Origin of the sequence: Hymenobacter psoromatis (genome assembly GCF_020012125.1) — a bacterium.
Lineage (GTDB): Bacteria > Bacteroidota > Bacteroidia > Cytophagales > Hymenobacteraceae > Hymenobacter > Hymenobacter psoromatis.
Genome location: NZ_JAIFAG010000002.1, coordinates 1 through 24,439, shown reverse-complemented (window position 1 = coordinate 24,439; position 24,439 = coordinate 1). Strand labels below are relative to the sequence as shown.

Below are 24,439 nucleotides of genomic sequence, written 5' to 3'. Positions count from 1 at the left end.
TGAGGCAGGAGTTAGGCTAGCCAGCGCTAGTGCTGACGCGCTGGGCGACCTAATATGGGCGCGGGCGGCTCAATTGGGTTGTTGATTTGGTACTCGGCCAGCGCGGCCACCACCGAAAGGTCAACGTGAGCCAGGCCAGCCACCTTCAGCAGCTCGCCCACGGTGAATGTGGCTGGGTCCTGCATCCGGGTGAGCAGGGTGCGCGGGTTGATTTCGAGGGCCTTGGCCGTTTTGCCGCGCTCGCCCAGCGAATGGATAAGCTCGGCCAAAGTATCAAAGGGGACTTTTTTAGTAGACATCGCGCAGAAAAGCAGGGATAATGTTGCTGAAAATCTATGTATTTTTAGCAACATTACGGCCTACCTGCTCCACGGTTCCGCCTATTCAAAAAAGGAGGGGGCCGCTAGTCGCACCAGCTCCTGCCCATCCGGCTCGGTGATGCGGTCAAGGTACACCAGCACGTTGCCCTGCCGCGCCTGGCGCTCGTCAGCTCGCTGCCAAATGGCGTACAGCGCGGGGTAAGGGAAGAAATTCATCTGGTCGAAACCGCTGGCAAAGCCCTGCATCATGTCCTGCACGCGCTCCCGCTCCTCATGGGAGACGTGGTTGTACACCCAGCGTAGAAAATCCACGGTATCGGCTGGCAAATCGAAGTAGGCCAGCGTTTGCGGCACGGTGTGGCTACCCATGTACAAAAGCAGCTCCCAAAGCGCGTAGTGAGCTTTTTCGGCCTGCCAGTACGGCACGATGTCTTTCCGGCCCTTCCCAACCGCTGCTCCCCCAAACGTCATCGTGCCGGGGTCAGCTTCGAGGGCTTTGCGGAAACCATAGTCGGTCACCCAGTCTTTTTTCGGGAGGCTTTGAAAGTTGTGCATGGACTGAGGCGGGGAGAAAGGGGAATACTACAACTGAAAAACCACTTTTTATAAGCGCTACTCGGAACTTGTATCTTCCAAAGCCGGGGCTAGCGCTTTCCAATCGCGGTAGCGGGTGGTATGGCGGTCGGCAACAATAGCCAGTCGCCCGGTTTGGTCGTCACGCTTTAGCCAGACGTGACTGCTGCCGCAGTGGACCAGGTAGCCCTCCCCCATCACCTCGCGGGCTAGGCCGGCAAAATCCCGTAGGTCCGCTACCTCGGGTGCGGCCTGAATAAGCTGCCGTAGCCGCGTCAGGCGCTCTGCTTCGGTTTCGTCAGCCGGTTGCTGCTCTACGGCTAGATAAGCCGACTGCGGGGCAGAAATGGGGGTAATTGGGGCATTCTGACGGGTGAGGCTCATAGCAAAAGGAACAAAAGGAACAAGAGGGAAAAGACTACTCGCCCTGGGTCGGGGTGCCGGCCAACGTTTTAGCCAAGTACATTACCTGGGCGTTGTGGAATGCTTGCCCGAATAACCCGCGCTGGTAGTCGGCAGCGAGCTGGCCCACGTCGGTAAACTGGTAGTCGAGACCAGTAGCACCGAGCGGCAATAGGAACTGGTCGGTCTCGTAGGCATTGAAGCCGCCGACGTTGCGCCCGTCGCTCAGCAGTAGGCCCACGCCGGGACGGGCTTGCGGCCCGTCAACGTAGGTGTAGGTTTCGTAAATGATGCCAACGGCTCGTTTCCGCGCATAAAAAACGGCTTCGCCTACGGCTAGATTGTGGGGCGTTTCCATTGGATAAAAGCTGATTTTAGAAAAATGGTAGACTGCAACGAGAAGATAAAAATTAGAGCAGCAAGGCATACTGGCCGCCTTGCTGCTCGCGGGTCCTGCGCAGGCCTTCGCGGGCAATGGCGCGGGTAGCCTTCACGAGCTTAAGCAAGGCCTCATATCCATCAGGGGTATCAATCGCTATCCCTAGCCGCTTGGCTACCTCCTCAGTCAGCACCTCGGAATTGATGCCTTTATCCCGCTGCTGCATCAGCACTTCCACGTCGGCAATTGCTGCTATTATGCGGCCCCGGTAGGCGTTCCACGTCGGGCTTTGAATGGTAGGGGCTTCGCTGGCTTTCATGCTGCTTAACTATTTGACGAGGGCCTGCGCTAGCGCCTCCCACAAGATTAAAACGTCGGATTCTGCTTGTGCCAGTTCGCTGCTGGCCCCTTCCGTACACTGCTCCAGCTGCTCTAAATAGTGCCGGCGGTCCCAACCCGTCCCCCACTAATTGCGTGAGACCTGGCTCAAAGCTTTCGCGGTACGCATGGCCGCGCCGCAGTCTTTCAAAAATGCGTTTACGGCGCTGTGCAAGGTTTTCAAGTCGGCACCCATTGAGGTATGGATTAGGAATTAATAGGACAAATGGAGTCATTTTCACTAGACAGATAGTCAGTGTGTTAATCCATTTTTTTCTTTAAAAGCCTCACCTAACTGAAAATGCTCAATGCGGCACTTCAAGGCAGATTAGAAGAAAAGGCTGGCCTGGGCACTAGCGTAAGCTTTGCCTTGGGAGAGTACCAGAGCCGCGGCGCTGTGAATCGAAGCCTGGTCCTCAACGCGGAAAAAGTGGCCGGCTTGGTATGGGTTGTAGGATATGGGCTCGGTGGCCGTGGGCTGCGCGGCGCTGGTGTAGGTGCCGATGGCGTAGGCGTGAACGTTGCGCTGGCGCTGGGCAAGTACCCGCTGGCGGGCGCTCTCGCTCACTTTGAAGCTCACGCCGCGAAGCTGCACCGTGGTAAGGTGGGCCACTACTACCCCCCCGAACTGCACCGAAAAAAGGCCATTTTCAGGTTTCTATATACTTTCACCTGCTGGCCTTCTAGGTCGATGGTAAGGGCTCGGGGGGCTGGCATGGCGCGGCGCTTAGAGGTGGGTATCGTAGCCAGTAACCGACGTAAAGAGGGCGGGCAAATCCTCGCCGTATACCATTTCAAACGTCTTTTGGTGGCTGATTTTCGGCTCCCAATCGACGAGTACCTGGCGGTAAAATTCCACCGTGTAGGTATCGTTAGGCATGAGCGTAATTTTCAGCCGGTTTACCTGGGCCTGGTTCTTGCGCAGATCCATGCGCAGCCAGGGGTTCGGGTTGTGCTCCGTCCGGCCCGCTGCCATCAGCTTATCGGCTCCGGTCATTACCAAAAACTTATTGCCGCCTAGCTGCATCAGAATGGTATAGGCTTCTTCAACTATTGCGGGCTTGGGGCTGGGCGTGGTGCTCATAAAAAAGGGCTCTGGTATGCGTTGCTGATACTTATTAAACGCAAAACACTCCTATAATGTTGCATAAAATACATCTTTATTTACGCATTTTTTACACTTTTTTCTGGCACGGAAGATGGGTTTTTTTCCTTTTGTTCCTTTTTACAATTGCAACGCGGGGCAGTTCGGCCGGCCTACCCACTAACTTTTTACAATTGCAAATTCCTCTTGTTTGCGGCCCCGCCCGGCCTGGCCCCTCTCCCCCCGTAGGGGGGGCAACTGCCTTATGCCAGCCAGCTACGCTCTGCCGCCTCAAATTCGTGGTCGGTGCGGTCCTGGCTGGGGTCGGCTAGCCATTGCATCTCGGCGGCGTAATACTCGCGGTCGGTTTCGTCGGACGTGGCCACCGGCTCAACCACTGGCGCGGCCTGGGTGCTGCCGGCGCTACGGGTGCTCAGTGTCAGCTCGTCGCCAACTTTGGTAAGGCGCACGGTGTAGCCCTGCACGGTCAGGGCCTCGGCAAACCGCTCTAGGTCGCCGTGGCTGCTGGTGCTGCTTACGGTGTAGGTATCGGCGTTCTCGCCCCAACTCGTCTGCATCTCGTAACGCTGAGCGCGGTGCCAGCTCTCGAACGCGGCGAACTGCTCGGCCAGCGTTGGGGCCTGGCACAAGTTCAGCGAGTTCAGGAAAAAGCCATAAGCTGGCGAATAACTGCGGCTCTCGCTAATGTACTTGGCCCCGTAGCTCATGCGAAAGAGTTTGCCGGTGCTGTCGATAGTCGTTGCCTCGCGGCTGTACTCGTAAATTTCCTCCTGGCTGTTGTACTGGCCACTCTCTAAAGGAGCGTACACTTGCTCTACCTGCCTGCGGCTCGGCCCGTCGGTGTAAGCAATGCTTACGCTGGTGCCGTTGGCGAAGCTATCTGAGGTTACGCTGAACTTCACGCCTGGAAAAGCTGCTTTCAGGGCCTCGCGGATAAGTTGCGCGGTGCCGGTGACGGTGTAGCTGCGGCAAGTTACCTCGCCCTCCTGGCGGTCATGGAAGGGGGCGCGGCTCTTCTTGCGGTCCTCAGCCTTCAGCGCGGCCACCTTGCCGGCCTGGGTTAGTAGCTCGATGATACGCTGCTCAGCCTGGGCCTCGTCCTTGGCGCTGTAATGCTTGGCGGGCTTGGCCTGTTTGCCATAAAAAACAGCATAAGAAAACTGGTTGCCGTAGTGGCGCACGTAGCCCACCGCTACTGCGTCGGCTACCCCTTCTACCTGCACCTGCCGGGCATTATCGGTGAAATACTTGCGAAGTTGAGCAAGGCCTTGGCTGGTGGCTTTCATAACTTAAAAGACTGATTTTGTGCTTGCTACTTATATCTATTAAACGCAAAACCCCTCTTCAATGTTGCATAAAATACATCTTTATTTACGTATTTTTTACATCTTTTTATTAGTGCGGTTGATGTTTTTCCCCTTTTGTTTCTTTTTCTGGTCAGTTTAGGGCGTTGTCGCCACTAATTTCTGCCGTTGGTTGGGGCTGGTGCGTTTCCTTTTGTTCGCGGCAGGGATGGCTAGGGAGTTACCAACGGGAGTTGTCTGAAGGATTGGAGCGCCGCGCAGCCCTGGATAGTCTGGCTGCTCGCTCAACTTATTCTCAAGTACAAAGCACTAGCTGGAGATGGGTACTAACCAATATTAAAATAGTAGCACAAAATAGTAGAAAAGTGCAATCCCGGTTTTTGCGGTTTATACTAATTTGGACTGTTTTGTTTGTTCTTTTTCCGAGGTTATCCACACTTCTTAATGCCCCTTTTTTTTCGAGACTAAATAGTTAGGAAAAAAACTTGATTGTCTTTTAAAAACGACAAAATAGTTTTACTATAAGGAGTAAATGGCATTAAAAGGACAAATACAGTCATCCTAGGTGGGTATTAAAAGGACAAACACAGTCATCCTAGGTGGGTATTAAAAGGACAAACACAGTCACTTTCTTCCGATTAAAAGGACAGATGCAGTCACTATTTAGGACAAGTGATTTAGCTTGTCCTTTTTTACTACTATCTTCGCCTTGTCCCAGGAGCTTCGGCCTCTCTGGTTTCTATCTATCCCACCCAGATTCAATCCGCCATGAGCAACAAAAACAGCTCCCTTGTTACCCTCCCCCTGGGTCTGGTTTATGAGCCGGTGCACAAGCATCTAGTCAAGCAGCACTGGAATGTTACGTTCTCGCGGCAGAGTAAAATGAGCGTCGCGGCCAAGCGGATAATGGCGCGGGTGCTCGACCAGATTAGGGACGATGATTACGCCTTGCGGCCCTTCTACCAAATGCGGATAGAAGATGTGGTAGAGCACACTGGCATCACGCGGCGAGCAGTTTACAATGAGGTGCAGGGGGCCATCGTGGAGCTACTCACGACGGTTTGGTACTTTGAGAGCCCCGACAAGAAGGAGTGGCGGGGCCGGCACCTGCTGGATACGACTAAGGAGGAAACGGCGGGTTACAAAGATTCCATAATTACCATACCACTGAACCCGGCGCTGGCAGACTACTTTATCAACGTCGCGCACTATACTTCCTACGAGTTGACGCAATACATGCGCCTCAAAAGCTGGTACTCGATGCGCTTCTTCGAGATATTGTCGGCCTTTAAGGACACAGGATTTTGGGAGGTAGATATCGAGGACTACCGCCTGCTCATGGACTGCGGCCCGGTGCTCGACAAGCGCCGGCAGCCTAAGAAGGACAAAGACGGGCAGGTGCTAATGAAGTACCCGCTGGTGAAAGACTTGATTCTACGCACCAGCACCGAGCCGCTCGCAGAGCTGGCCGATACCGACGTGGCTTTCACGATGAAGACCATTTCCGAAACCGGCCGAACGCTGCGCGGCCGGCCGAAAATCGTGCGCCTGCGCTTCGAGCTGGTACATAAGCAGCAGAATAGAATCCCAGATTCCTGGCTCAACAACCCCACTACCAAGAGCATCATCGAACGCCTGCGGTCTTGGAAAGTGACGGATAAGAACATCGCCCGCTGTGCCCCTACCCTAGGCCGCGAGGGTGTGCTGAAAATCCTGCACGAATGGGATTTGAAAGCAACTCACCCGACCGACCGAATCAACAGCAAGGAAAAATACTGCAATACGGCTCTTACACGGGCCGCGAAGCAGGTTCTGGACCAACAGAAAGCCGAAGCGCTGGAAGTGCGACAGGAATTGCAGCTGGGCCTGTTTGGTGAGGCTGATGAGACGAATTAATTTAGTATATTATATATAATCAGAATACGCACAAACTCCAGATTAGTCATTAATCGGTTTTGAATTTGTATCCGAGTCCGAATGAAAGCCACCATTTTCCTTGATATGCCCAGTTATTTTGCTTATCAATCATGGCATCACGACCTGCAAACAATCCTACGTTAACTTTATTTATTGTCCATAAAAGACCTCCAGTATAATAAGTTATGGCTACCCCATCTTTTTTATCAGAATAAGTGCCGTCACTTTTTTGGTAAAAGTATTTCGTAGAACCTAATCCAAATCCATATGGTATAATCGTAAAAAAGTTTTGCTTATATGGTATTGAGCTGGTTTTTAGGCGTAAGCCGAAAGTATATCCCACCGTAAAATCTGTTGTAATGGATGCTCCGTCTCCTTTATCTTGCAGTCTCAGTTTATAAGGAAAAATAAGGGGCGTACCAACAATTTTTTCGCTCAATATAATTTTTTGATTTAAACCAAAATCCTTCGATTTTATATAATATACATAGTTCGCTGCATTATCATCTTCATTGGATGGGTCTTCAGCCGTGATAGTATTATCACTATTAATCTTAACTATTGGTAATAATTCGATTATTGTATAATCACCATCTATACCAGCAATTTTATACCTGATAGTTAATCCAGACGTAGGTTTTAAAACAACTTCTTTTGGCACGTCCAATAATTTACCATCATCATCAGAGAATTGAGTTAATTTCAAATCTACTTTAGTATAGTATACATTAGGATTTAAGAAAATGGCTCTTAAGTACGGAATGGTTTGTGAGTAGGCTAAATTAGAAACGAGTAGCAGTACCAGAATCAGTAAGCTTTTCATAGTTACAAAAATTATTAGCCAAAATTATTTCTGGCCACAATGCTCTGCATCAGTGTCAGCACTGAATTTTAGACATGATTCTTTACGGCTGATAATGGGGGTTCTCGTTACAACGGGGCGAGAAATTACGGTAAGGGTCTCGTTATCTCACTAAGGAACCCCGAGGTGACTCGTTGATTTGTGAGACGGCAATAAAAAGCATAATACAAGCCACTTTTTTTCCTAACTACTCCGCGCCTCTTAAAACGAACGTTTTCTGAGGTATTAGCAAAATGAGTTGATAAACAGTACTTTATGGATTATGATAATTTTTCGGTCCGTTGCAACGAGAACCCCTACCTGCTGCTGGCGCATACGGACTGAAGCGTGGGCGAAATTGCGTACAGCTTAGGGTTCGAGTACCCTACCTACTTCAACAATTTCTTTAAAAAGCATACCAGCGGAACGCCGCTTACCTTCCAGCGGGCACAGGTACCGGTAGCCTAGGAAGCAAGTAGCTAAGGTTTACCACTCAACAAAGCCAGGCCGCCAGCGCTCACCTGCCTGCAAACTTTCCATCAGCTCCGCGCTTGTCAGAGAATCAGTATGATAGGCTGCGGCAGTAACTCGCCCCGGTAGAGGCGCTGGCTGGGGTTTTCCTCTATTTCGACGCGGGCCGTGGGTTTGCCCGCGTCGTAAACCCGGTAAATGGCATAGTGCTCCTGGTGCGCAAACAGCCACTGCCACTCCGCCGCCGAGAAGTAGCACTCCGCCTTACTGGGCGACGGGGTGCCTTTTACTTCCAGGAATTTTTCTACGCCGTTTTCGACTACCCGGAAGTCGTAAGGTAAGCTGCTTTCCGCGTGTTCATTCACCCACTCCACGACGCTGTAGCGGCCCGGCTCACGCACGAGGCGGTCCCGCACGAACTCCTCGCTCCAGCGGCCGATGGCGTTGCGGTCTTCTTCGCTGGTGAGCCGGTCGCTCGGGTAGCTGACACCGGCGGGCTCCGGTAGGTCAACCATAGCTGAGCGCCAGCTGCCTGCACTCATTGGCCCACCGGCGCTGGCTGCTTCGCCGGGGGTGGCAGCGGGCTGGAACGACCAGCCTGCTACGGCCGGGGGCGGCGGTGGTAGGGCGGCCTCCGCTCCCGACACGGCTACGTAAGCGGGCACGGGGGCCATCACTGCTTCCACGGTGGGTGCCTGGGCTGCTACCGCCAGGCTGCGGGCCAGCAAGGCGATGACTTCGATGCCCTGCGCGGCCAGCCAGGGCTGGGCTTCAGTAGGCGAGAGTTGGAGCAACAGGTGCAATTCCTGGCGCAGGTGGGGCAGCAACAGCAAGTTTTCCAATTCGGGGAGCAGCCAGTACAAAGCCAGCGGACTTTGCCAGGGAGCCGTGAAAAAGAACGCTGGCGGCTCATGCAGCACATCCAGCGGATTGCTTTCTATAAGCTGTCCTTTGTTGGTAAAGCACAGCCGCACCGAGGTAGCCTGGTAGAAGGTAGTGGAAAGGAGTTGCTGCCGGGCCTGCTGGTAACTTTCCGTAAAGTCCACGTAGCGCTTTTTCTCGTGCAGGGCGACGAGCGCGGGCAGAATCGCCAGCAGCTTTTCCCGCAGGCTGAACTCGGGCTGGGCGCCCAGCACGTTGGGCGTGTAACTTTCCACGATGCGGATGTCCAGCGCTTCCAGCAACGCGGCAAACTCTTCCGACTCCTTCTCGATGGTCGTGGGCACGTACACGCTTTTTACCTGCCCGGCCAGGTCAGCAAAGCCGGCCAGCCTGATGAGCAGCAGGTCGGCCGGCCGCTCGAAGGCCAGGGCGCTGCTGAGCAGGCGATTCTGCTTCGCCCATTCCCGGATGGTAATCTGGGTGTCGGGCGTGCCGCTGTGCGCGATGCGGCCGAGTTCCTTGTACACCAAGCCGATAATTTTGAGCACCCGCGAATTCGGGGGGCGCTGCTCGCCTTCGGTGGCAATGCGGCTGAGGATGGTGAGATAGTCAGTGGTCTGCAGCTGCACGCGCAGCTTCAGCACGTCGCGCCAGTGCTGATTAGGGCGGATGGTGCAGTCGAAAATGGGCAGGTAGTGCCGGCCTATTTCCTCAATGTCTTTGTTATTAATCAGCACCTCCCGCGCCGGCCGCAGCTCGCCCAGGGTAGTGGGTATGCACGGCTGCTCGGCTACAAACCAAGTGAAGTACGTGTCGATGGCGGCGGGATAAGAATTTTTTCCCCGGCCCATCCCGTAGTAATATGTCACCTTGGCGATGAGCGGGGCGGGCGTAGCTTCCTGTTTGAGCAGGGTTTGCCAGAACAGCTTGCTGTAAGCCAGATTGCTGGCGGTCAGGTTCAAGAACGACGGCAGGCGCAGGCCCGTAATCTGGTTATGCGGGCCAAATCCGAAGCCGCCGTAGGAGCTGCGAAAGGCCTGTGCCTCGGCGGCAGTCAACCAAGCTTGGTTGGTAATGGGTGCCAGCGCCGTCAGCGTGTTGTTGGCCGTGATGGCCTCCAGTTCGATGCGGTCCTTGACTTTTAAACGCCGGAAAAACTGCTGCCACTCCAGCCAGCCGGCTCCGTTAGCCATGTAATCGTCGCTTACAAACTCCAGGTCTTCGATAACCGGCTCCAGCGCCAGCAGTGGGTGGTAGGCGCTGGCCAGGTAGCAAAGCTGCGCCGCGACGAACTGCCCCTCGTTGGTTTTCAGCGGCAGTTCGCGCAGGGCCTCTACCAACTCGCTGCTCAGCTTGCCTTCCTGGTTGAGGCGCAGCAGGTAGTTGGTTACCGCTAGGTAGTTGTCGGCCGTAACTACCGTCTCGCCGGCCCGCAGGGCGGGCACCAGCACGTTCGTAATGTAGGCCAGCTCGGAGGGCCGCTGCACGCCTAGCTTTTCCAGCCACTTGTGCAGCGGGGCATCTGCTTGCAGCTGGGCAGCTACCAGCGGGTGAATAACGGGAATGGCTCCCAGCTCGGTGGAAGCAGTACCGACTTCGGCCGGAAAGCACACCCCCGTAGCCGGTACGCGCAGTACCTGGTTCTCATCGTAAATGAAGGGCAGCTCGGGCAGTGTAGCCAGCCAGTCGCCCGTGGCATCCGCCTCGGCTTTCTGCTTGAAGTAGGCAATCAGGGCAAAGTTGTCGGCGACGACATGCTGCGCCGTGAAGGCGGCCGACCGGAAGAACGCCTCAACGTGCTCTAACTGAAAGCTAGCCAGACCAGAAGTCTTCAACCGGGTGGCGTGCGCAAAATCAGCGTGCACGAGGCTGACTGGTGGGGCATCGCCGGCCGTGTGCGCCGCCCAGAAAGTAAGCAGCGTCGCCGGCGCTAAAAAAGGCAGCGTGGCCAGGCCGGTTTCATCCAGCAAGCTCTCCTTAATCGTGCTGGGTTTTAAGTCAGTCCCTACCACCAGCTTCCGGTGCCCAATCGCCCCCTCAATCCCCTGGTCGAAGCGCTGCTTGAGCACCTGGCCACCGCTGTTGAAGCGCTTGGGCAGCAGGGTAAGCAGTTGCAGGGCGTAATCAGTGCGGGCCAGCAGCTCCAACCAGTCGAGCAGCTTGACGGCCAGCACGCCGAACAGCCACTGGTTCCAACGCGAGTCCGTGTGCAGCGCCTGCCGCGAGGAGGTGGTCAGAAACGTACCGTTGGCTAAAAAGGGAAAGCCAAAACCGAGTTCCTCGGTGGGCAGGTACGTGTAAAGGCGGCTCTCGTCGGGGGGCAGCGCCACCAACTGGCCGTCCGCTACCCGAGCGGCAAAGGCCACTTCCGTCATGGTAGCCAGCCGGAGCTTTTCCGGCGTTTTTTCGTCCTTGGCCAGCAGCTGCCGCAAGTCGGCTGGCACCGGCAGCTGGTCAAAGGTCTTCAGCAGCCAGGTGGTCGGGCGCTGCTGCTGGTCGAGCAGCTCCAGTTGCTGGTAGGCCGGCAGCGTCTGGACGCAACGCCGCGTTACCGCGTAGGCAGGCTGCCCAGGGACCGCTACCGAGATGCGCCGCACCCGCCGTAGAAACAACAACAGTTGCGGGTCAAGCAGCCGGGCTAAATCAGCCTGCAAGTCGCTGGTGTCGGCCAGCGCCAGGCAGGTGTACACCGAGTAGCTGCCCTGCGCCACAAAGCCCGCCAGCTCCGTGGGCAGTTCGTCGGCCTCTACCCAGATGGGAATGACCTGCCAGGGGTAACCCGGTAGATTGACCTGCTGGTCGAACTTGAATTGGTAGCCGCCCGACCAGATGAACACCTGCTTGGAGCGGGCAAACACCGACTTGAAGCCGATGCCCTTGTAGCCCGTCTTGGTCGGATCGGCCGCCTTGGTGCTGGCATCCGCATCGGTGATGGCCTCAATATCGGCCTCGGCAAACGGCTTGCCCCGGTGGCAGGCCACCAGAAATCCTGGCAGGAATTCAAAGTGTAATTCGTTTTCCGCCCCCAGGGCCGCATCGTCGGCGTTCTGAATCAGCTCGAACAGGAAGCGGTAGCTTTCCGAGTAGATGTCGGCGGACACCGTTTTGAGCATGCGCGCGGCCGTGTAAGCCTGGCTGGGGTATTTGTAGTCGGAGCGCTGGTTATAGATTTCTTGCAGAAAAGCTTGCTGGCTCATGCTCAATAGGGTCGGATTAACAGAACGGAAAAGCAAGTATAACCATCCCGACCAGTTGGCGCGGGCACAGGAGCCGCCCAGCACTGCTGACAGTAGCTTGACTATATGCTACGTAGCCATCAGTACGTTGGGCGGCTCCCTGCCGGTTGCCGCGCCCTGGCCCTACTGCGCGGGTCCCACGTCGTAGCGCAGCCACACGTAACCGCCGGGCAGTTGCTCGACATGGCGCAGGCGCAGCGGCACTGGTGGGCTGGGCGGCTAGTTTATAGTCGTCGTTGAGCAACGAAAATAAAATTGTTCCGACTTGTCACATTCAAAACTGCATTTCCAGCACGTAGAGGCACATACTAGAACTAAAAACTGCTCTTATACGCTGGAAATGCAGTTTTTCTTGTCCTATTTTCCCTCCTTGGTCGTGTATTCTTTTGTGGTGCCTTTCACTAAATGGGCAACGCATGAAAACACGAGCAAACTGGAAAAATCAGATAGAACTACTCGCTAAAATAGCGGCTGGGCTAAAAGACCTAGCTACCTTAGGCGCTTTGTTGTGGGGGCTATTTAGGCATCATCATTGACCTGTCCGGATAGCCTTCTCGCTACCGCCTCATTGTTCAGCATGGAAAACGGTTACACCTTCGCGGATGCCGCCCGCATCATTCAGCACTACTACCAGCGCCTAATCGGCAAGCAGGTGCGAACCGACCGCACGCCGAATCTTCACTGGTTGGAAGGTACTGTACAAGGCTTTGTTGCCTTGCCCTTCCACCCAGCCACAGAAAGCTATGAAAGCTTCTTGCTGAGCTACCAGATAGCTCCTCATAAGGAGGACTGGCTGAAAGCTCGCCAACGGGAGTCACATCGCTGGTTACCTTTTATCAATATAGCTGGTCAATACATTCCCTTGGTACCCGTACTGCTAGGTTTGCATCTTTGGGGCGATGAGTGGCGAGCGCAACTTTAATCGCATTAAAACCGCCAAGATTCAGTTCTAAGTCACTACTCGCCTTGGTTCTTGCGCCTAGCGGCAATTACGCTAGCGGCGACTGCGGCCAACATGGTAGCACCGCTGAACATGGCCAAGTGTAGCATGATAGGCTTCGGCCCGTACAAATTCTGCATTTCCTTAAACAGCTTCTTGCCCTGCTTGGGGTTGGCACTCATCCAGTGGGCCACATCGGTGGCGGTTACGAGCTGGCCCCCAACGATAATTTCCATGCTCGGGCTCAGGTCGGGGGCCGGGGCCTCGGCCGGCTGCTGGCGTAGGCTGACGAATACCGCGCCCGCGCCCTGGGGGTTGGGGTCGGTGGTTACCCAAGTATCAGTGCCGGCGCTACCGTAGCCCTGCACCATCGCGGCGGTGTAGCCCGCGGTGGCCGCTATGCTGCCTGCCTGGCGGCTGGCCTCGGCTACGAGCTGCGAGCTGGTAAAGAACTCGTAGGCGGCCGGGAACTGGTACGGCAAGGGGTGCTGGCTGCTCAGGCGCAGCTCGCCTATCAGATTGCGGCAAGCGCCGCCCATCCAAACGGCCTGCACCTGGCCGTTGAGGCCAGAAAACTCACGGATGGGCGCGGCCGTGTCGGGGGTGGCGGTGCTCATGTGAACGTAGGCACCAACGCGAAAGCCTTTCTCAGCAGCTTTGGCCGCTAGTTGCTGGGGGGTGGGGTAAGTCATAACGAAAGAACAAAAGGGAGAAAAGAGGTGAAACACTGTCCGCTGGGGCTAGGCGGCAACCTTCGCCGGCTCGGCCATAGTGTGGGCCTCGGGCATAGGCGGGTGGTTGCCTGGCGCTTCTTCGTAGAAGTAGTGCCACTGCGTCTTGCCGTAGTTCAGCCGGTCCTTGTACAAAGCCAGCCCGCTTACCGTGTGGGGCGCGGGGCCGCTGTAAAAACGTACCCGGTGGCCCACTAGAAACTTGGGGGCCGGGTGCTGCTTGCCGGTGCTCACGTAGGCAAGCTGGCCAACGATGCTGCTCACGGCCTGCCCGCGCCAACGCAGTTCGTCCACCGGGCCGGCCTCGGCCCGGTGATTCAGATACTCGACTTCGCGGGCCTGGTCGCGCAGGCCGATGGTGGCCGCGAGTAAGGCAATGGCCTGCTCGGCGCTATCGGCAAAATATATCCGGTCGCCCTCCTCTGGTAACAGCACCTCGAACTTGCCGCTAAGTACCTGCTGGGTGTTCGTGTTGACGTAGTTAAAGCCCTGGTGCGTGGTCGGGGAAAGTAGTTCGTACTGGCCCGCTTCGTCGCTGTAGCGGTTATTTACCTCGATGGTGTAAGCGTAGCCGTTCCAATAAATGGCGGTCACTAGGCCCTGCACGTCGCGGTAACGAGTGCTGCGCACGGTGGCCCCAAGGACGATGCGGCCGGCGCGGGTTTCGATGGCGGGAAGGTTCGGTAACATAGAGCTGTGTTTTTGCAATTGTAAAAAGTTGGGCTAGGCGGCCTGCTGGTGGGCCTGGGGCGCGGGCTGTTCCTGCACGGCGCGGGCGGGGGTGAGTCGAAAAGCGGCCCGGATGGCTTCGCTACGAGTAGCAGCTGAGCCGGCGCGGCGGCTGGTAGTGGCCCCGCGCCCCTGGCGCACTTCCCACGTCCACCGGCTACCCTGCCAGCGAACGTGGGCGCGGAATGGCAGCATCGGTTAGTCGCGCTGCTCGTTCTGCGGGTGCTCCGGGTGTTCCTCGCTGTCCTGGGGCGGGTAGTCGGGTATCCAGTCGTCCGACCGATTAATGCCGGGGTCGTTGCCGTTGGCTTCCTCGGCCAACTCGGCTGCTCGCCTGGCGGTGGCTGTGGCTTCAATGGCCCACGCTAGCACCTGCAACGCGGGGGCGCAATACGATTCGCGCAACGCCTGCTGGCTGGCTTTTGGGAAAATCGTTTTAGCCTGGCGCTGCTGGCTCTGGTGGTTTTGGCGGGCGGCTTTTTCGCGGGCCTCGCAAACCGAAAGCTGCTGCGGCTCAACCTGGCGGGGCTCTAGCTCAATTCCGAAAAAGTGCCCCTGTGTTACGCCGTGGGCCTCCAAACGAGCGGGCATCTTGTCCGGCTGGCAGATTACGCCCAAATAGCCGTCGGCGTGAAAGTAGGCTTTCACCTCGGCCGGGCCGAAGCTGTTCATGTGGATATAAACGCGGGCACCGATGGCTGGCACCTCGCCCTTGCCCGACCAAATAAGGTCGGCGGGCAACCCGGTACGGGTGGGAAAACCCACAAACTTGGGGCACTGGCCGGGGTCGCCCACCCAATCTAGGGGGCTGATTTGGGGCTGCTGCGGGGCGGGGGTTATCATGGCTAGGTTTTGCAATTGTAAAAAGTGGGGGTGCGGCTAGCTAGTAGTCCTGGCCCTCGTCGTTGTCTTGCTGCAAGTGGTACTGGCGCAACCCTTCGGGCATCCGGTCATAGGCCAGCACGTAGGTAAAGAGGCCCAACCCGGCGAACATGATTAGCAGGTCGCCCTTTTCATTTGCCCACTGCGAGTAGCGTAGCCCGTCCGGGCTGGTAACCCCTCCTCCGCCCACCTGGGCAAAGCTGGCCGGTACATCAACCTGGCCCAAGCAGGTAGTAATCGTGATAAAATGGCTATGCTGTATGTTCTCCTGGGCCAACTTAATAGCCTGGTCGAAGGTCAGGGCGCGGGTTTGGGGCTGCATGGCGGCGGGGTAATAAGGGGGTAGGAAAAGGACTAAGCCACTAGGGCCAGCTGGCTGCCGAACACGCACCCGGCGCGGGGGCTGGGCTTGCGGCTGGCCCGCTTCACCGGCTGCTGCACCTCGACTACCAACCCCAAAAAGCCCGCTGCGTGGCAATAAGCCTTTACTTGGGCCGGCTGGTTGTGGCCTTCGCGGCTCACGGTAACCGTGGCCCCTACCTGCGGGGCCTGGCCCTGGCCCGACCAATGCAGCCCACCGGGCAACATCGTAAGCCGGGGCACGGCCTGAAACTCAGGCGTAGGGCTCACGAGCTGGACTAGTGCATCTTGGCGGGCTAGAAAAGCAGCCTCGCGGGCCTGAGCGGCGGCGGCGGCTTTGGCTCTCACGCGCTCCAAACGGGCGGTGGGAATACGACGGGCGGGGCGGGTGGTGGCTTTCATGATGCGGGACTGGTAAGGAGTAGGAAAAAAGAGACTAGAACCAAGGGTTAGCTTCCCATGCGGCCACGTCGGCGGCGCTTACCTGGGGCGGGGTTTGGTCGGCTGCGTCGGCTGGGTCGTGGCGGTCGGCTGACACTTCACCGGGAGCGAGTTCGCAAAAGTCAAAAGCCATAGCTAAAATGCTGTTTATTTGCTGGTTGCTTATACATATTAAACGCAAATAGCCTCGTTAATGTTGCATAAATTACACTATTATTTACGCATTTTATACATCTTTTTTATGACATTAAGGGTGGCATTTTCCCTCTTGTTTCGCTTTTACAATTGCAAAATCATTTGCTGCCGGTGGCATACATTCTACTTTTTGCAATTGCAAATTCTTCTTTTCCGGCCACCCTAGGTCCGGCCGGACTGCTGCCCCTAGCCTACTCGGGGGCCTCGGTGGTCTCGGCTGCCTCGCCGGCTTCGTAGCTGGGCACTACCCCTAGAATGTGGTTTGCGGCCTTTTGCGCTTGGCTGGCGGCGGAAATAATCAGACGCTTATCGTTGCGTAGGGCCTGCAACCAGTTAGCTATATAGCTGGCGCTGCTGGGCAAGGTCAGGCTCATATCAATACCGGCCGCGTTGCCCAAAAAAGCGGCGCTCAGCTCGGCTACAAGTTCTTCCTTGGCATAGGACTCGCTCCCAAAAGCGGCCTTCTCGGTAAGCGTGGCGCGGTCAAGGCGCTTGCTATGGCCGGTGCTGTGGGCCAGCTCGTGAAAGAAAGTCAAATAGTAGTCTTCGGCCGTGTGGAAGTTGCTCGCCTCGGGCATGGTTACTAGGTCGGTGCTCGTGCGATAAAAGGCTTCGCTACCGTCGTGGTTGATGCGGGGGCCACCCACGTAGCCGGCTAGTATTTGCTCGGCGGCCTCCTGGGGCGTGTGCTCCCGGCTGGGTAGCTCGGGTAGTTGCCACGCTACCCCGTCAATCTGCGCAATGTTAAAGACGGTGGAATACTGCAAGATGGCTACCTTTTTCTCCTGGCCTTTGGCGTCCTCCTTCTTGCCCACTTTGTAGAAAACTACCGGCATTCCCTTCTCGCCCTTGCGCACGCAGCCGCCCAACTCGCGGGCTTGGTTAAAGGTGAGAAAATACGCCTGCTCGTATTTCAGCATCCCCAACAGAAAGGCGTTGATGCCCTGGTAAGCGTGCTTACTCCGGTAGTTGCGGGGCGCGTTGTGGGCTGCGTTCCACCCCTGTTTCCACGGTGTAACCCTGTTTTCTAGGGCCAAGATAATGCGGTTAGTTATTACTTCGTAAACATCGGCACGGGGGGCGAAGGGAGCGGCGCTTTTCATGACTTAAAGAGTTGGTTTATTGCTTGCTGCTTATATTATTTAAACGCATGCTGACTCTTTATTGTTGCACAAATTACATCTTTATTTAAGTAATTTTTACATCTTTATTGTGGCACGATGGGTGCATTTTTTCCCTTTTGTTCCTTTTAAAAAGCACAGTGCTTTGGTCTGGCTTGCCGCACATCGGTAAAAGCATGGTTAATACTCGCCACCAGCGCACGCTGACCGAAAATATGCGGCTGACTGTGCGGGTATAAAAGCTTAAAGCACCGCTCACCACTCGTTAACATCACGTTGCTAAGCTTTCCATTTTGTTCGCGACAGGGATGGGAGGGGTTTAGTCCATAGGACCGTAGGCGCAGCCGGAGCCCCGCACAGCCCGGCCCGCAGGGAGTCGCTCAAACATCTCCAGCAAGTACATTTAGCTGCTCTTTGCGAAATTCACCTTGTTGGTACTGAGTTTGCCCAAACTGCCTGTAGAAATTAATAGCGATGAATCTTACGGCTGAGCAAACCGCCATTTTGGCTTTTCAAGGGCACCTGAAAATCAACGCAGTAGCCGGGAGTGGAAAAACCACTACGATGGTAGAATACGCCCGCGCTCAACCCGTCACGGCGCGCATCTTGTACTTGGCTTTTAATAAGACGGTGCGGCAGGAAGCCATTCGCAAGTTTCAGGCGGCCGGGCTACCTAACGTGGTCGTTGAAACCGCTCATTCGCTGGCTTTTCGCTACGTGATGCGGGGCAGCCGCTACCAGGGGTCCTCTCAGAAAACGGAATAAATAGCACGTTAAGGCCTGTGAAGGGGCCGTAGGGGCTGAAATTTGCCAGTCGCCCGTTTGGTGCGCCACGAATAATCCCCGGTCAGGTTGATGTGCTCCCAGCCCAGCGGCGATAAGTAGGGCAACAGCGCGTCGTCCACGGGCTGGCCGTGGGCGCGTAGGGCCTGCACGGCGCGCTGGAGATACACCGTGTTCCACAACACGATGGCGGCCGTAAGCAGATTCAGGCCACTGGCGCGGTAGCGTTGCTGCTCGAAACCCCGGTCCCGGACTTCGCCCAGCCGGTGGAAGAAGACGGCGCGGGCCAACGCATTGCGCGCTTCGCCCTTGTTGAGCCCGACCTGCACGCGGCGGCGCAAGTCGACGCTTTGCAGCCAGTCCAGAACGAACAGGCTCCGCTCGATGCGACCCAGTTCGCGCAGGGCCACGGCCAGCCCGTTCTGGCGCGGGTAGCTGCCGAGCTTGCGCAGCATGAGCGAGGCCGTCACGGTACCTTGCTTGATGGAGGTGGCCAGGCGCAAAATTTCTTCCCAGTGGGCCAGGATGTGCCGCACGTTAAGCGTCCCGCCCAGCAGGGGCTGCAAGGCCTCGTACGCCGGGGAGCCCGGTGGCACGTACAATTTCGTATCGCTCAGGTCGCGGATGCGGGGGGCGAAGCGGTAGCTCAGCAGCGGCATCACGGCAAACAGGTGGTCGGTAAAGCCGGCCGTATCGGTGTAGTGCTCGGCAATGCGCAGGTCGGATTCGTGGTAGAGCAAGCCGTCGAGCACATAAGTCGCATCGCGCACGCCGACGTTGATGACCTGGCTGCTGAAGGGCGCGTACTGGTCCGAGACGTGGGTGTAAAACAGCCGGCCCGGCTCGGCCCCGTACTTGGGATTGATGTGGCCGGTGCTCTCGGCCCGTCCCCCGGCCCGGAACCGCTGCCCATCCGATGAAGAGGTGGTGCCGTCGCCCCAATGGGCCGCGAACGGATGGCGCAGCTGCGCGTTGACCAGTTCGGCCAGGGCCAGCGAGTAGGTATCATCGCGGATGTGCCAGGCCTGGAGCCAGGACAGCTTGGCAGGGGTACTACCGGGACAGGACTCGCCCATTTTGGTTAGGCCCAGGTTCAACCCATCGGCCAACAAGGTCGTCAGCAACAGCGCCGGGTCTTTGGCTGGAGTCCCGGTTTTCAGGTGCGTGAAATGGCGGCTGAACCCGGTCCACTCGTCGACTTCGAGTAGCAGGTCCGTAATCTTGACGTGGGGCAGCAGGCGGGCCACCTGGTCAATCAAGGTCTGGGCCGCGTCCGGCACGGCCGCATCGAGGGGCGTAATTTTCAGGCCGGCCGCGGTCAGACTCGCGTCCGGCAATTCGCCGGCGGCGGCCAGGCGATTGACCGTTTCCAGCTGCTGGGTCAGGTGCGCGAGTCGCTGGTGCAGGTACCGTTCCCCGCTCGGTTCCACAGCCAACGGTAGCTCGCCGGCCCGGAGCAGAGCGGCAAACGGCTCTGCCGGTACCAGGTACTCCTCAAAGTCCTTGAACTGGCGCGAGCCCAGCACCCACATATCGCCCGAGCGCAGCGCATTTTTGAGTTCGGCCAGAGCGCACAGCTCGTAATAGCGGCGGTCCAGCCCCTGGTCCGTCAGTACCAACTTCTGCCAGCGCTTGCTGATAAAGGCCGTCGGCGCATCGGCCGGCAGCTTGCGGGCCCCCGTCGCGTTCATCGAGCGCAGTATATCAATTGCCGCCAGCAGACTCCTCGCGGCCGGGGCCGCCCGCAGCGGCAGGGCGGCCAAAAATGCGGGGGCGTAGCGACGCAGGGTGGCGTAGTGCTCGCCCACGCGGGGCAGAAAGTCAAAATCGGCCGGTTGGGCCAGCTGCTGTGCTTCGTCTACGCTGGCAGTGAATTCCTCCCACGGCAGCACCGCTTCGATGGCCGCGAACGGGTCCGTACCCGTCGTGCGGGCCGTGAGCAGGGCCTGCCCAATGCGCCCGAACAGGCGCACTTGCTGGTTAATGGCCTTGCCGGAGGCCTGAAACTGCTGCTGGTGCTTGTTTTTGGCCGCGTTGAATACCTTGCCCACAATGCGGTCGTGCAGGTCGAGCAGTTCGTCCAGCACGGTGGCCGTGCCTTCTAGGGCGAGGGCCACCAGCGTGGCCAGGCGACGCGCTGGCTCAAACTTGGCCAGGTCCGCCGGTGTCATCTGTGCCCCTTCCCGGGCGATTTTGAGCAGCCGGTTTTGGTGGACCCGCCGCGCCAGCTCCGCCGGTAGGCCCAGCTGTTGCCACGCCGCCAGGCGGGCCAGGTGTTCGAGCAGCTGCCGCGAAGTGGGGGCGGCGGGAGCTTGCCGGAGCCACGCCAGCCACGTCAGGGCACTGCCCTCGCGGCGGGTGAGCAGGGTTTCCAACGCTTGCCGGGTTTCCGGGGTCAAATCCTCGGTCAGCGTCTGATAAAGCCAACGATTGGCCCGCGTTAAGGCCTCCGCGCTAAGGCGTTCGAGAACGGCAATGGAAGGCAACAGGATGCCCTGGCGGCGCAAGTGCCCCAGCAGCGCCTGGACCAGCACCACGCCTTTGTCCGTTTGCCGGGCAACTTCGGCGAGCCACGGTACGGCGGCCCGGTAATGCGGCAAACCAAACGTCTGGAACCCAAACGCTGCTTGCAGTTCCAACAGGTGTTCGCGCCGGGTTTGCTCGCGTTGGCCATACACCGCCCAATCGGGTACCGTCAGCTTCAACTGGGGGGCCACAAACGCGAGCAAGGAGGGGGCCGGCAACTGGTCCGTGCCCAGCACCACGCCCGGAAAACGGAGGTAGCAGAGTTGCACGGCAAAGCCCAGGCGATTGGCCGCGCCGCGGTGTTGATTAATCAGCGACAGGTCGGCTTCACTGAAGGTGTATTGTCGGATGAACTCCTCGGGGCTTTCGGGCAACGCCAGCAGGTGCTCCCGCTCCGTCGCCGAAAGAATAGAACGACGAGGCATGGGCAGCGGGAGCGTGGGGTAATCGGTCGGCTAAAGGTGGTAATTCCGTTCCATTCGGCCAATACGAGCCCGATTAGCCGCTACCCACCCGTATGCAGTTGTTCAAAAAACAACCGTTTCACTGAACAGGATTTCCCCTAAAAACGAAAATTATAAGCTCCCTCAGTATACCATAACGGTCTCTTCCTGGTTATAGTAGGAGATAAAAACTGTTGCTTCACTACGATGCCCTTGCCGCTAAAAGTATTGTCCCGCAAAGACGAGATAACCGCCGATTTTACCCGCTTGGTTGCCCAACATTTCGATGACGTACTGCACGACCGGACCGACACTATGCTGCATACGAAGGAGTTTGCCGACCGGCTCTTTATCCATCCCACGCACCTGAGCAACACGATTAAGCTGACGCTGGGCACCAGCCCTTGCGACTTCATCGAAGCCCGGCTATTGGCGGAAGCCCAGCGATTTCTGTGCGAAACGGCGCTCTCGGTAGCCGAAATCGGCGAGAAGCTGACATACAGCGAGCCCACCAACTTTGTGAAGTTCTTCAAGCGCCTGAGCGGCACTACACCCCTGCGCTACCGCCGGGCTTGGCTGGCGCAGGCAGCACAATAAATACTGAGAAGCAGACCATTTTTCGACGGCCCCGGTGTCGGAATTTTGCAGAAACTAAAATTCTCCGCAACATGACCCCAACCTCCCTTGTCGCCCTCGTTACCGGCGGAAGCCGTGGCCTCGGCAAAAACATGGCCCTCGCTCTGGCCCGCAAGGGCATTGACGTACTGCTCACCTACAACAGCCAGCAGGCCGAAGCCCAAGCCGTGGTGGCCGAAATCGAGCAGCTAGGCCGCAAGGCTGCCGCGTTGCAGCTCAACGTAGGCGAGAGCCAGAACTTTGCTGGCTTCTTCGCCCAGGTGCAGGCCGTGCTGCGCAACACCTTCCAGACGGACAAGCTCAACTTTCTTATTAACAACGCGGGCATCGGCATCCACGCGCCCTTCGCCAGCACCACAGAAGCGCAGTTTGACCAGCTGGTGAACATTCACCTCAAGGGGCCCTTCTTTCTCACCCAGCAGGCGCTGCCGCTGCTGGCCGATGGCGGCCGCATTATCAACATCTCTACGGGCCTGGCCCGCTTCGCGCTGCCCGGCTACGCGGCCTACGCGGCCATGAAAGGGGCCGTGGAAGTGCTGACGCGCTACCAGGCCAAGGAGCTGGGCATGCGCGGCATCACCGTGAATACGGTGGCCCCCGGCGCCATCGAAACTGATTTCGGCGGCGGGGCCGTGCGTGACAATGCTAACATCAACCAGTTTCTGGCCTCGCAAACGGCCCTGGGCCGCGTGGGCCGGCCCGACGATATTGGCGGCGTGGTGGCCTTCCTCTGCTCGGAAGAAGCCGGCTGGGTGAATGCCCAGCGCCTGGAAGCCTCGGGCGGCATGTTTCTGTAAAAAATTTATTAATTATATCAATAATTAATAACGAGCAGCACCCACCTTGCGGCAATACGTTCAGCGTATTGCCGCAAGGTGGGTGCTGCTCGTTGGATTTTCGGGCGATGCCGGGGCCTACCACACGGCTATGCCGCCGTCCATGATGATGACCTTGGTTAAAAGTTTGGTCCAAAAGTCGAATCTGTCGCCCCTTGGAATGCTCTATGGGGGTCGCCCTAAAGCAGGAACGGAAAACAACTCGAAGGCCAAGTGGGCGAATTTTGGCGGAGCAGCGGGGATTGTTAAGCAGCCAGGGGAAAACCTGCGACTACCTTCCGCGCTTGCCTGGCGAGTAGCTGCCCGCTTAGGGGTTATTGTTGCAAACGGGCGGATTTATACGTTAAGCGATTAATTAACTGATTCAGTGGTTGTTGGCAACAATAGATTCGACGCTCATCACAAAGGAAATCCTTTTTGCTGAGCTTGTCACCCCACCTCAATTGCTTGGAATCGGCCTTTTTAGAGCCGTTTTAGAACTGCCCTTAAGGATAAGGTAAGACTGGATGGCCTAGCGAACGATGCCCAGGGTATTCACGCCGCGCTGCACGGGGAGAGCGTACTTCGTTTTGACTAGTTGCAGGCGCTCGGGGCCATGCGCCTCGCCCACCACGCGCCAGAAGTCGAGGCTGCCGGCGGCGGCGGGGTCGTCCAACTGGCCAAAGTTGGCCACCGCCAGCCGCCGACTGCTGTTATCAAACACGGCCGACTCGGGCAGCAGCCCATCAAAGGCAAAGTCGCCGGCCGCCGTTAACTCCCCGGTCGTGGCCTCGAAGGCGAACAAGGACAGGGAAGCGTACCGGCTACGCCCGGGCGTGCCGAGGGGGTCGGTCGTTTGCTCCAGGTTCACGGTCACCAGCAACTGGCCATCGGGGCTCACCGCTAAGCCTTCCGGTAGGATGCCGGTTGGGGCGCGGGACGTCACCAGGTGCACGGGCTGGCCGTGCGCGTCACGCTGCGCCTCCAGGCGCACGCTCAGCACCGCACCCCGCGGCATGCGGTAAGGCAGCGCCGGGGCCGCCCCCCCGGTATAGGTAGCATTGGCAAAGAAGTAGTGCCCGTCGGGGCTAAAACAGGTCAGAAAGGGGCCCTGCTCCAGCGCGACCGGCTCGCCCCAGGGCACCAGCTGCCAGGTGCTGCCCACGGCCTGCACCTCGGCGAAGAGCACGCGCGCCCGGGTTTGGTTGGTGAGCGCCAGCAGGGGCCGGCTGGGATGAAACAGCGCGTTCACCAGCGTTTCCCCGGCCGTCCAGCCGGGAATGGCCACCGCCACGCCGCCCGAGAGCTGCCCCTGGGCCAGGTGGTAGAGCCAGAGCGGCGTACCCGTGCCATCGCCCCTGGGATTGACGGCCAGCGCGACCAGCGCGCCATCGGCGCTGATGGAGACGGAGCTGACGCGGGCCGGGCCCGGGAGGCGCTGCACCACGCGGGGACGTTGCGGGTCGGCCAGGTCCACTACTGTCAGGGTCCGGCCGTTGGGCAGGTCGGCCAGGGTAGCCTGGGCGGTCGGGCGGGGCCCCAGCACCTCGGCCAGGATGGCGTAGCGCCCGTCGGGCGTAAGGGCCAGAGAGGCCGGCGGCCCCACCACGGAGTTGCTAATGGGTAAGGTTTTGACGCTGACCGGTTGCGCTCGGTGCCCGTCAAAGGCGGCCACCGTCAGCGCGTCGGCACCGGCCGGGGGGCCCAGCTGACCGGTGACGTAGGCGGCGGGAATCATGTCGGCATCCGAGAGCGCGAGGAGGGCTTTGGCTTGAAAGGCATCGCTAGGCAACGCGGCTGGGAGCAGCGCCTGCGCGGCGGCCACCTGCGGTAGCAACCCCACCACTAGCACTAGATGAAGTGAAAAGAACATGGCGAACGGGAAAAAATAGTAGGCGGTAGTTGGTGCGGGGGAAGCCGACAGCCTAACCTACCCCCTTAAAAGTTACCTAAGTTAGGGTAGTGAACAGCTACTTGGTAGAGTGGCCGTTTTGCCTGACCATAACTAACTTGTTGGGGGGAGGAGTAA

General features: G+C 57.9%; 25 protein-coding genes. 5 read left to right on the top strand and 20 right to left on the bottom strand.

The features are described from left to right. Window positions 1-26: 26 nt before the first annotated feature. The 8 genes from LC531_RS21220 to LC531_RS21185 all read right to left on the bottom strand — a co-directional run bounded on the left by LC531_RS21220 (window position 27) and on the right by LC531_RS21185 (window position 4,443). Window positions 27-299: a hypothetical protein gene (locus LC531_RS21220; RefSeq protein ID WP_223654116.1), complete on the bottom strand. Its 273-nt coding sequence runs from the start codon at window positions 297-299 to the stop codon at window positions 27-29. A gap of 81 nt (window positions 300-380) precedes the next feature. Then, entirely contained in the window at window positions 381-875 is a 495-nt protein-coding gene (locus LC531_RS21215; RefSeq protein WP_223654115.1) for a hypothetical protein, read from the bottom strand. A 57-nt stretch (window positions 876-932) separates the two neighbouring features. Continuing rightward, window positions 933-1,277, bottom strand: coding sequence for a hypothetical protein (locus tag LC531_RS21210; RefSeq protein WP_223654114.1), 345 nt, complete (start codon window positions 1,275-1,277; stop codon window positions 933-935). 34 nt (window positions 1,278-1,311) lie between these two features. Beyond that, complete coding sequence (locus LC531_RS21205) at window positions 1,312-1,653, bottom strand: hypothetical protein (RefSeq protein ID WP_223654113.1); 342 nt, start codon at window positions 1,651-1,653, stop codon at window positions 1,312-1,314. Window positions 1,654-1,705: 52 nt separating this feature from the next. Continuing rightward, window positions 1,706-1,993, bottom strand: coding sequence for a hypothetical protein (locus LC531_RS21200; RefSeq protein WP_223654112.1), 288 nt, complete (start codon window positions 1,991-1,993; stop codon window positions 1,706-1,708). 387 nt (window positions 1,994-2,380) lie between these two features. Further along, on the bottom strand, window positions 2,381-2,686 hold the full coding sequence (locus LC531_RS21195) for a hypothetical protein (RefSeq protein ID WP_223696466.1): 306 nt from the start codon (window positions 2,684-2,686) through the stop codon (window positions 2,381-2,383). Window positions 2,687-2,779: 93 nt separating this feature from the next. After that, the gene (locus tag LC531_RS21190; protein ID WP_223654110.1) at window positions 2,780-3,136 is read right to left on the bottom strand and encodes a hypothetical protein; all 357 of its coding nucleotides are present in this window, start codon (window positions 3,134-3,136) and stop codon (window positions 2,780-2,782) included. A gap of 263 nt (window positions 3,137-3,399) precedes the next feature. After that, a complete protein-coding gene (locus tag LC531_RS21185; RefSeq protein ID WP_223654109.1) occupies window positions 3,400-4,443 on the bottom strand; it encodes an LPD29 domain-containing protein in 1,044 nt (347 codons plus the stop codon). Window positions 4,444-5,229: 786 nt separating this feature from the next. Here LC531_RS21185 and LC531_RS21180 point away from each other — a divergent pair. Further along, window positions 5,230-6,357 (top strand): replication initiation protein, encoded by a 1,128-nt coding sequence (locus LC531_RS21180; RefSeq protein WP_223654106.1) that lies wholly within the window; start codon window positions 5,230-5,232, stop codon window positions 6,355-6,357. 49 nt (window positions 6,358-6,406) lie between these two features. Here the strand turns inward: LC531_RS21180 and LC531_RS21175 are convergent, their stop codons facing one another. Together LC531_RS21175 and LC531_RS21165 are read right to left on the bottom strand one after the other, a co-directional pair. Further along, window positions 6,407-7,201 (bottom strand): hypothetical protein, encoded by a 795-nt coding sequence (locus tag LC531_RS21175; RefSeq protein ID WP_223654105.1) that lies wholly within the window; start codon window positions 7,199-7,201, stop codon window positions 6,407-6,409. Window positions 7,202-7,773: 572 nt separating this feature from the next. Further along, window positions 7,774-11,769, bottom strand: a complete 3,996-nt coding sequence (locus LC531_RS21165) for a sacsin N-terminal ATP-binding-like domain-containing protein (protein ID WP_223654103.1) — start codon at window positions 11,767-11,769, stop codon at window positions 7,774-7,776. A 616-nt stretch (window positions 11,770-12,385) separates the two neighbouring features. Here LC531_RS21165 and LC531_RS21160 point away from each other — a divergent pair. After that, complete coding sequence (locus LC531_RS21160; protein WP_223654101.1) at window positions 12,386-12,730, top strand: hypothetical protein; 345 nt, start codon at window positions 12,386-12,388, stop codon at window positions 12,728-12,730. A gap of 35 nt (window positions 12,731-12,765) precedes the next feature. Here LC531_RS21160 and LC531_RS21155 read toward each other — a convergent pair whose 3' ends face one another. The 8 genes from LC531_RS21155 to LC531_RS21120 form a co-directional block, all read right to left on the bottom strand. Then, window positions 12,766-13,440: a hypothetical protein gene (locus tag LC531_RS21155; RefSeq protein ID WP_223654099.1), complete on the bottom strand. Its 675-nt coding sequence runs from the start codon at window positions 13,438-13,440 to the stop codon at window positions 12,766-12,768. A 48-nt stretch (window positions 13,441-13,488) separates the two neighbouring features. After that, entirely contained in the window at window positions 13,489-14,169 is a 681-nt protein-coding gene (locus tag LC531_RS21150) for a hypothetical protein (protein ID WP_223654098.1), read from the bottom strand. Window positions 14,170-14,202: 33 nt separating this feature from the next. Further along, complete coding sequence (locus tag LC531_RS21145) at window positions 14,203-14,403, bottom strand: hypothetical protein (protein ID WP_223654096.1); 201 nt, start codon at window positions 14,401-14,403, stop codon at window positions 14,203-14,205. 3 nt (window positions 14,404-14,406) lie between these two features. Then, complete coding sequence (locus tag LC531_RS21140) at window positions 14,407-15,051, bottom strand: hypothetical protein (RefSeq protein ID WP_223654094.1); 645 nt, start codon at window positions 15,049-15,051, stop codon at window positions 14,407-14,409. A gap of 40 nt (window positions 15,052-15,091) precedes the next feature. Further along, window positions 15,092-15,412 (bottom strand): hypothetical protein, encoded by a 321-nt coding sequence (locus tag LC531_RS21135; RefSeq protein WP_223654092.1) that lies wholly within the window; start codon window positions 15,410-15,412, stop codon window positions 15,092-15,094. A 32-nt stretch (window positions 15,413-15,444) separates the two neighbouring features. Next, complete coding sequence (locus LC531_RS21130) at window positions 15,445-15,852, bottom strand: hypothetical protein (protein ID WP_223654090.1); 408 nt, start codon at window positions 15,850-15,852, stop codon at window positions 15,445-15,447. A gap of 34 nt (window positions 15,853-15,886) precedes the next feature. Further along, complete coding sequence (locus LC531_RS21125; RefSeq protein WP_223654088.1) at window positions 15,887-16,024, bottom strand: hypothetical protein; 138 nt, start codon at window positions 16,022-16,024, stop codon at window positions 15,887-15,889. Between the two features lie 253 nt (window positions 16,025-16,277). Then, complete coding sequence (locus LC531_RS21120) at window positions 16,278-17,189, bottom strand: ArdC family protein (RefSeq protein ID WP_223654086.1); 912 nt, start codon at window positions 17,187-17,189, stop codon at window positions 16,278-16,280. Between the two features lie 492 nt (window positions 17,190-17,681). On the opposite strand from LC531_RS21120, the gene LC531_RS21115 reads away from it, so the two are divergent. Further along, window positions 17,682-17,972: a UvrD-helicase domain-containing protein gene (locus tag LC531_RS21115; RefSeq protein ID WP_223654078.1), complete on the top strand. Its 291-nt coding sequence runs from the start codon at window positions 17,682-17,684 to the stop codon at window positions 17,970-17,972. Window positions 17,973-17,980: 8 nt separating this feature from the next. On the opposite strand, the gene LC531_RS21110 is transcribed toward LC531_RS21115, so the two are convergent. Continuing rightward, a complete protein-coding gene (locus LC531_RS21110; protein ID WP_223654076.1) occupies window positions 17,981-20,941 on the bottom strand; it encodes a Tn3 family transposase in 2,961 nt (986 codons plus the stop codon). A gap of 225 nt (window positions 20,942-21,166) precedes the next feature. On the opposite strand from LC531_RS21110, the gene LC531_RS21105 reads away from it, so the two are divergent. Both LC531_RS21105 and LC531_RS21100 read left to right on the top strand, forming a co-directional pair. Then, on the top strand, window positions 21,167-21,556 hold the full coding sequence (locus LC531_RS21105) for a helix-turn-helix domain-containing protein (RefSeq protein WP_223654074.1): 390 nt from the start codon (window positions 21,167-21,169) through the stop codon (window positions 21,554-21,556). Window positions 21,557-21,627: 71 nt separating this feature from the next. Further along, entirely contained in the window at window positions 21,628-22,392 is a 765-nt protein-coding gene (locus tag LC531_RS21100; RefSeq protein WP_223654072.1) for an SDR family oxidoreductase, read from the top strand. 550 nt (window positions 22,393-22,942) lie between these two features. On the opposite strand, the gene LC531_RS21095 is transcribed toward LC531_RS21100, so the two are convergent. Beyond that, window positions 22,943-24,283, bottom strand: coding sequence for a hypothetical protein (locus LC531_RS21095; RefSeq protein ID WP_223654070.1), 1,341 nt, complete (start codon window positions 24,281-24,283; stop codon window positions 22,943-22,945). Window positions 24,284-24,439: the final 156 nt, after the last annotated feature.

Excerpts from the sequence above, each read along its gene's own strand:
- LC531_RS21220 (WP_223654116.1), bottom strand. The coding sequence starts at position 299 with ATGTCTACTAAAAAAGTCCCCTTTGATACTTTGGCCGAGCTTATCCAT.
- LC531_RS21185 (WP_223654109.1), bottom strand. The coding sequence starts at position 4,443 with ATGAAAGCCACCAGCCAAGGCCTTGCTCAACTTCGCAAGTATTTCACC.
- LC531_RS21190 (WP_223654110.1), bottom strand. The coding sequence starts at position 3,136 with ATGAGCACCACGCCCAGCCCCAAGCCCGCAATAGTTGAAGAAGCCTAT.
- LC531_RS21120 (WP_223654086.1), bottom strand. The coding sequence starts at position 17,189 with ATGAAAAGCGCCGCTCCCTTCGCCCCCCGTGCCGATGTTTACGAAGTA.
- LC531_RS21130 (WP_223654090.1), bottom strand. The coding sequence starts at position 15,852 with ATGAAAGCCACCACCCGCCCCGCCCGTCGTATTCCCACCGCCCGTTTG.
- LC531_RS21165 (WP_223654103.1), bottom strand. The coding sequence starts at position 11,769 with ATGAGCCAGCAAGCTTTTCTGCAAGAAATCTATAACCAGCGCTCCGAC.
- LC531_RS21200 (WP_223654112.1), bottom strand. The coding sequence starts at position 1,993 with ATGAAAGCCAGCGAAGCCCCTACCATTCAAAGCCCGACGTGGAACGCC.
- LC531_RS21175 (WP_223654105.1), bottom strand. The coding sequence starts at position 7,201 with ATGAAAAGCTTACTGATTCTGGTACTGCTACTCGTTTCTAATTTAGCC.
- LC531_RS21210 (WP_223654114.1), bottom strand. The coding sequence starts at position 1,277 with ATGAGCCTCACCCGTCAGAATGCCCCAATTACCCCCATTTCTGCCCCG.
- LC531_RS21135 (WP_223654092.1), bottom strand. The coding sequence starts at position 15,412 with ATGCAGCCCCAAACCCGCGCCCTGACCTTCGACCAGGCTATTAAGTTG.
- LC531_RS21215 (WP_223654115.1), bottom strand. The coding sequence starts at position 875 with ATGCACAACTTTCAAAGCCTCCCGAAAAAAGACTGGGTGACCGACTAT.
- LC531_RS21095 (WP_223654070.1), bottom strand. The coding sequence starts at position 24,283 with ATGTTCTTTTCACTTCATCTAGTGCTAGTGGTGGGGTTGCTACCGCAG.
- LC531_RS21150 (WP_223654098.1), bottom strand. The coding sequence starts at position 14,169 with ATGTTACCGAACCTTCCCGCCATCGAAACCCGCGCCGGCCGCATCGTC.
- LC531_RS21110 (WP_223654076.1), bottom strand. The coding sequence starts at position 20,941 with ATGCCTCGTCGTTCTATTCTTTCGGCGACGGAGCGGGAGCACCTGCTG.
- LC531_RS21155 (WP_223654099.1), bottom strand. The coding sequence starts at position 13,440 with ATGACTTACCCCACCCCCCAGCAACTAGCGGCCAAAGCTGCTGAGAAA.
- LC531_RS21160 (WP_223654101.1), top strand. The coding sequence starts at position 12,386 with ATGGAAAACGGTTACACCTTCGCGGATGCCGCCCGCATCATTCAGCAC.
- LC531_RS21145 (WP_223654096.1), bottom strand. The coding sequence starts at position 14,403 with ATGCTGCCATTCCGCGCCCACGTTCGCTGGCAGGGTAGCCGGTGGACG.
- LC531_RS21180 (WP_223654106.1), top strand. The coding sequence starts at position 5,230 with ATGAGCAACAAAAACAGCTCCCTTGTTACCCTCCCCCTGGGTCTGGTT.
- LC531_RS21205 (WP_223654113.1), bottom strand. The coding sequence starts at position 1,653 with ATGGAAACGCCCCACAATCTAGCCGTAGGCGAAGCCGTTTTTTATGCG.
- LC531_RS21140 (WP_223654094.1), bottom strand. The coding sequence starts at position 15,051 with ATGATAACCCCCGCCCCGCAGCAGCCCCAAATCAGCCCCCTAGATTGG.
- LC531_RS21115 (WP_223654078.1), top strand. The coding sequence starts at position 17,682 with ATGAATCTTACGGCTGAGCAAACCGCCATTTTGGCTTTTCAAGGGCAC.
- LC531_RS21105 (WP_223654074.1), top strand. The coding sequence starts at position 21,167 with ATGCCCTTGCCGCTAAAAGTATTGTCCCGCAAAGACGAGATAACCGCC.
- LC531_RS21100 (WP_223654072.1), top strand. The coding sequence starts at position 21,628 with ATGACCCCAACCTCCCTTGTCGCCCTCGTTACCGGCGGAAGCCGTGGC.
- LC531_RS21125 (WP_223654088.1), bottom strand. The coding sequence starts at position 16,024 with ATGGCTTTTGACTTTTGCGAACTCGCTCCCGGTGAAGTGTCAGCCGAC.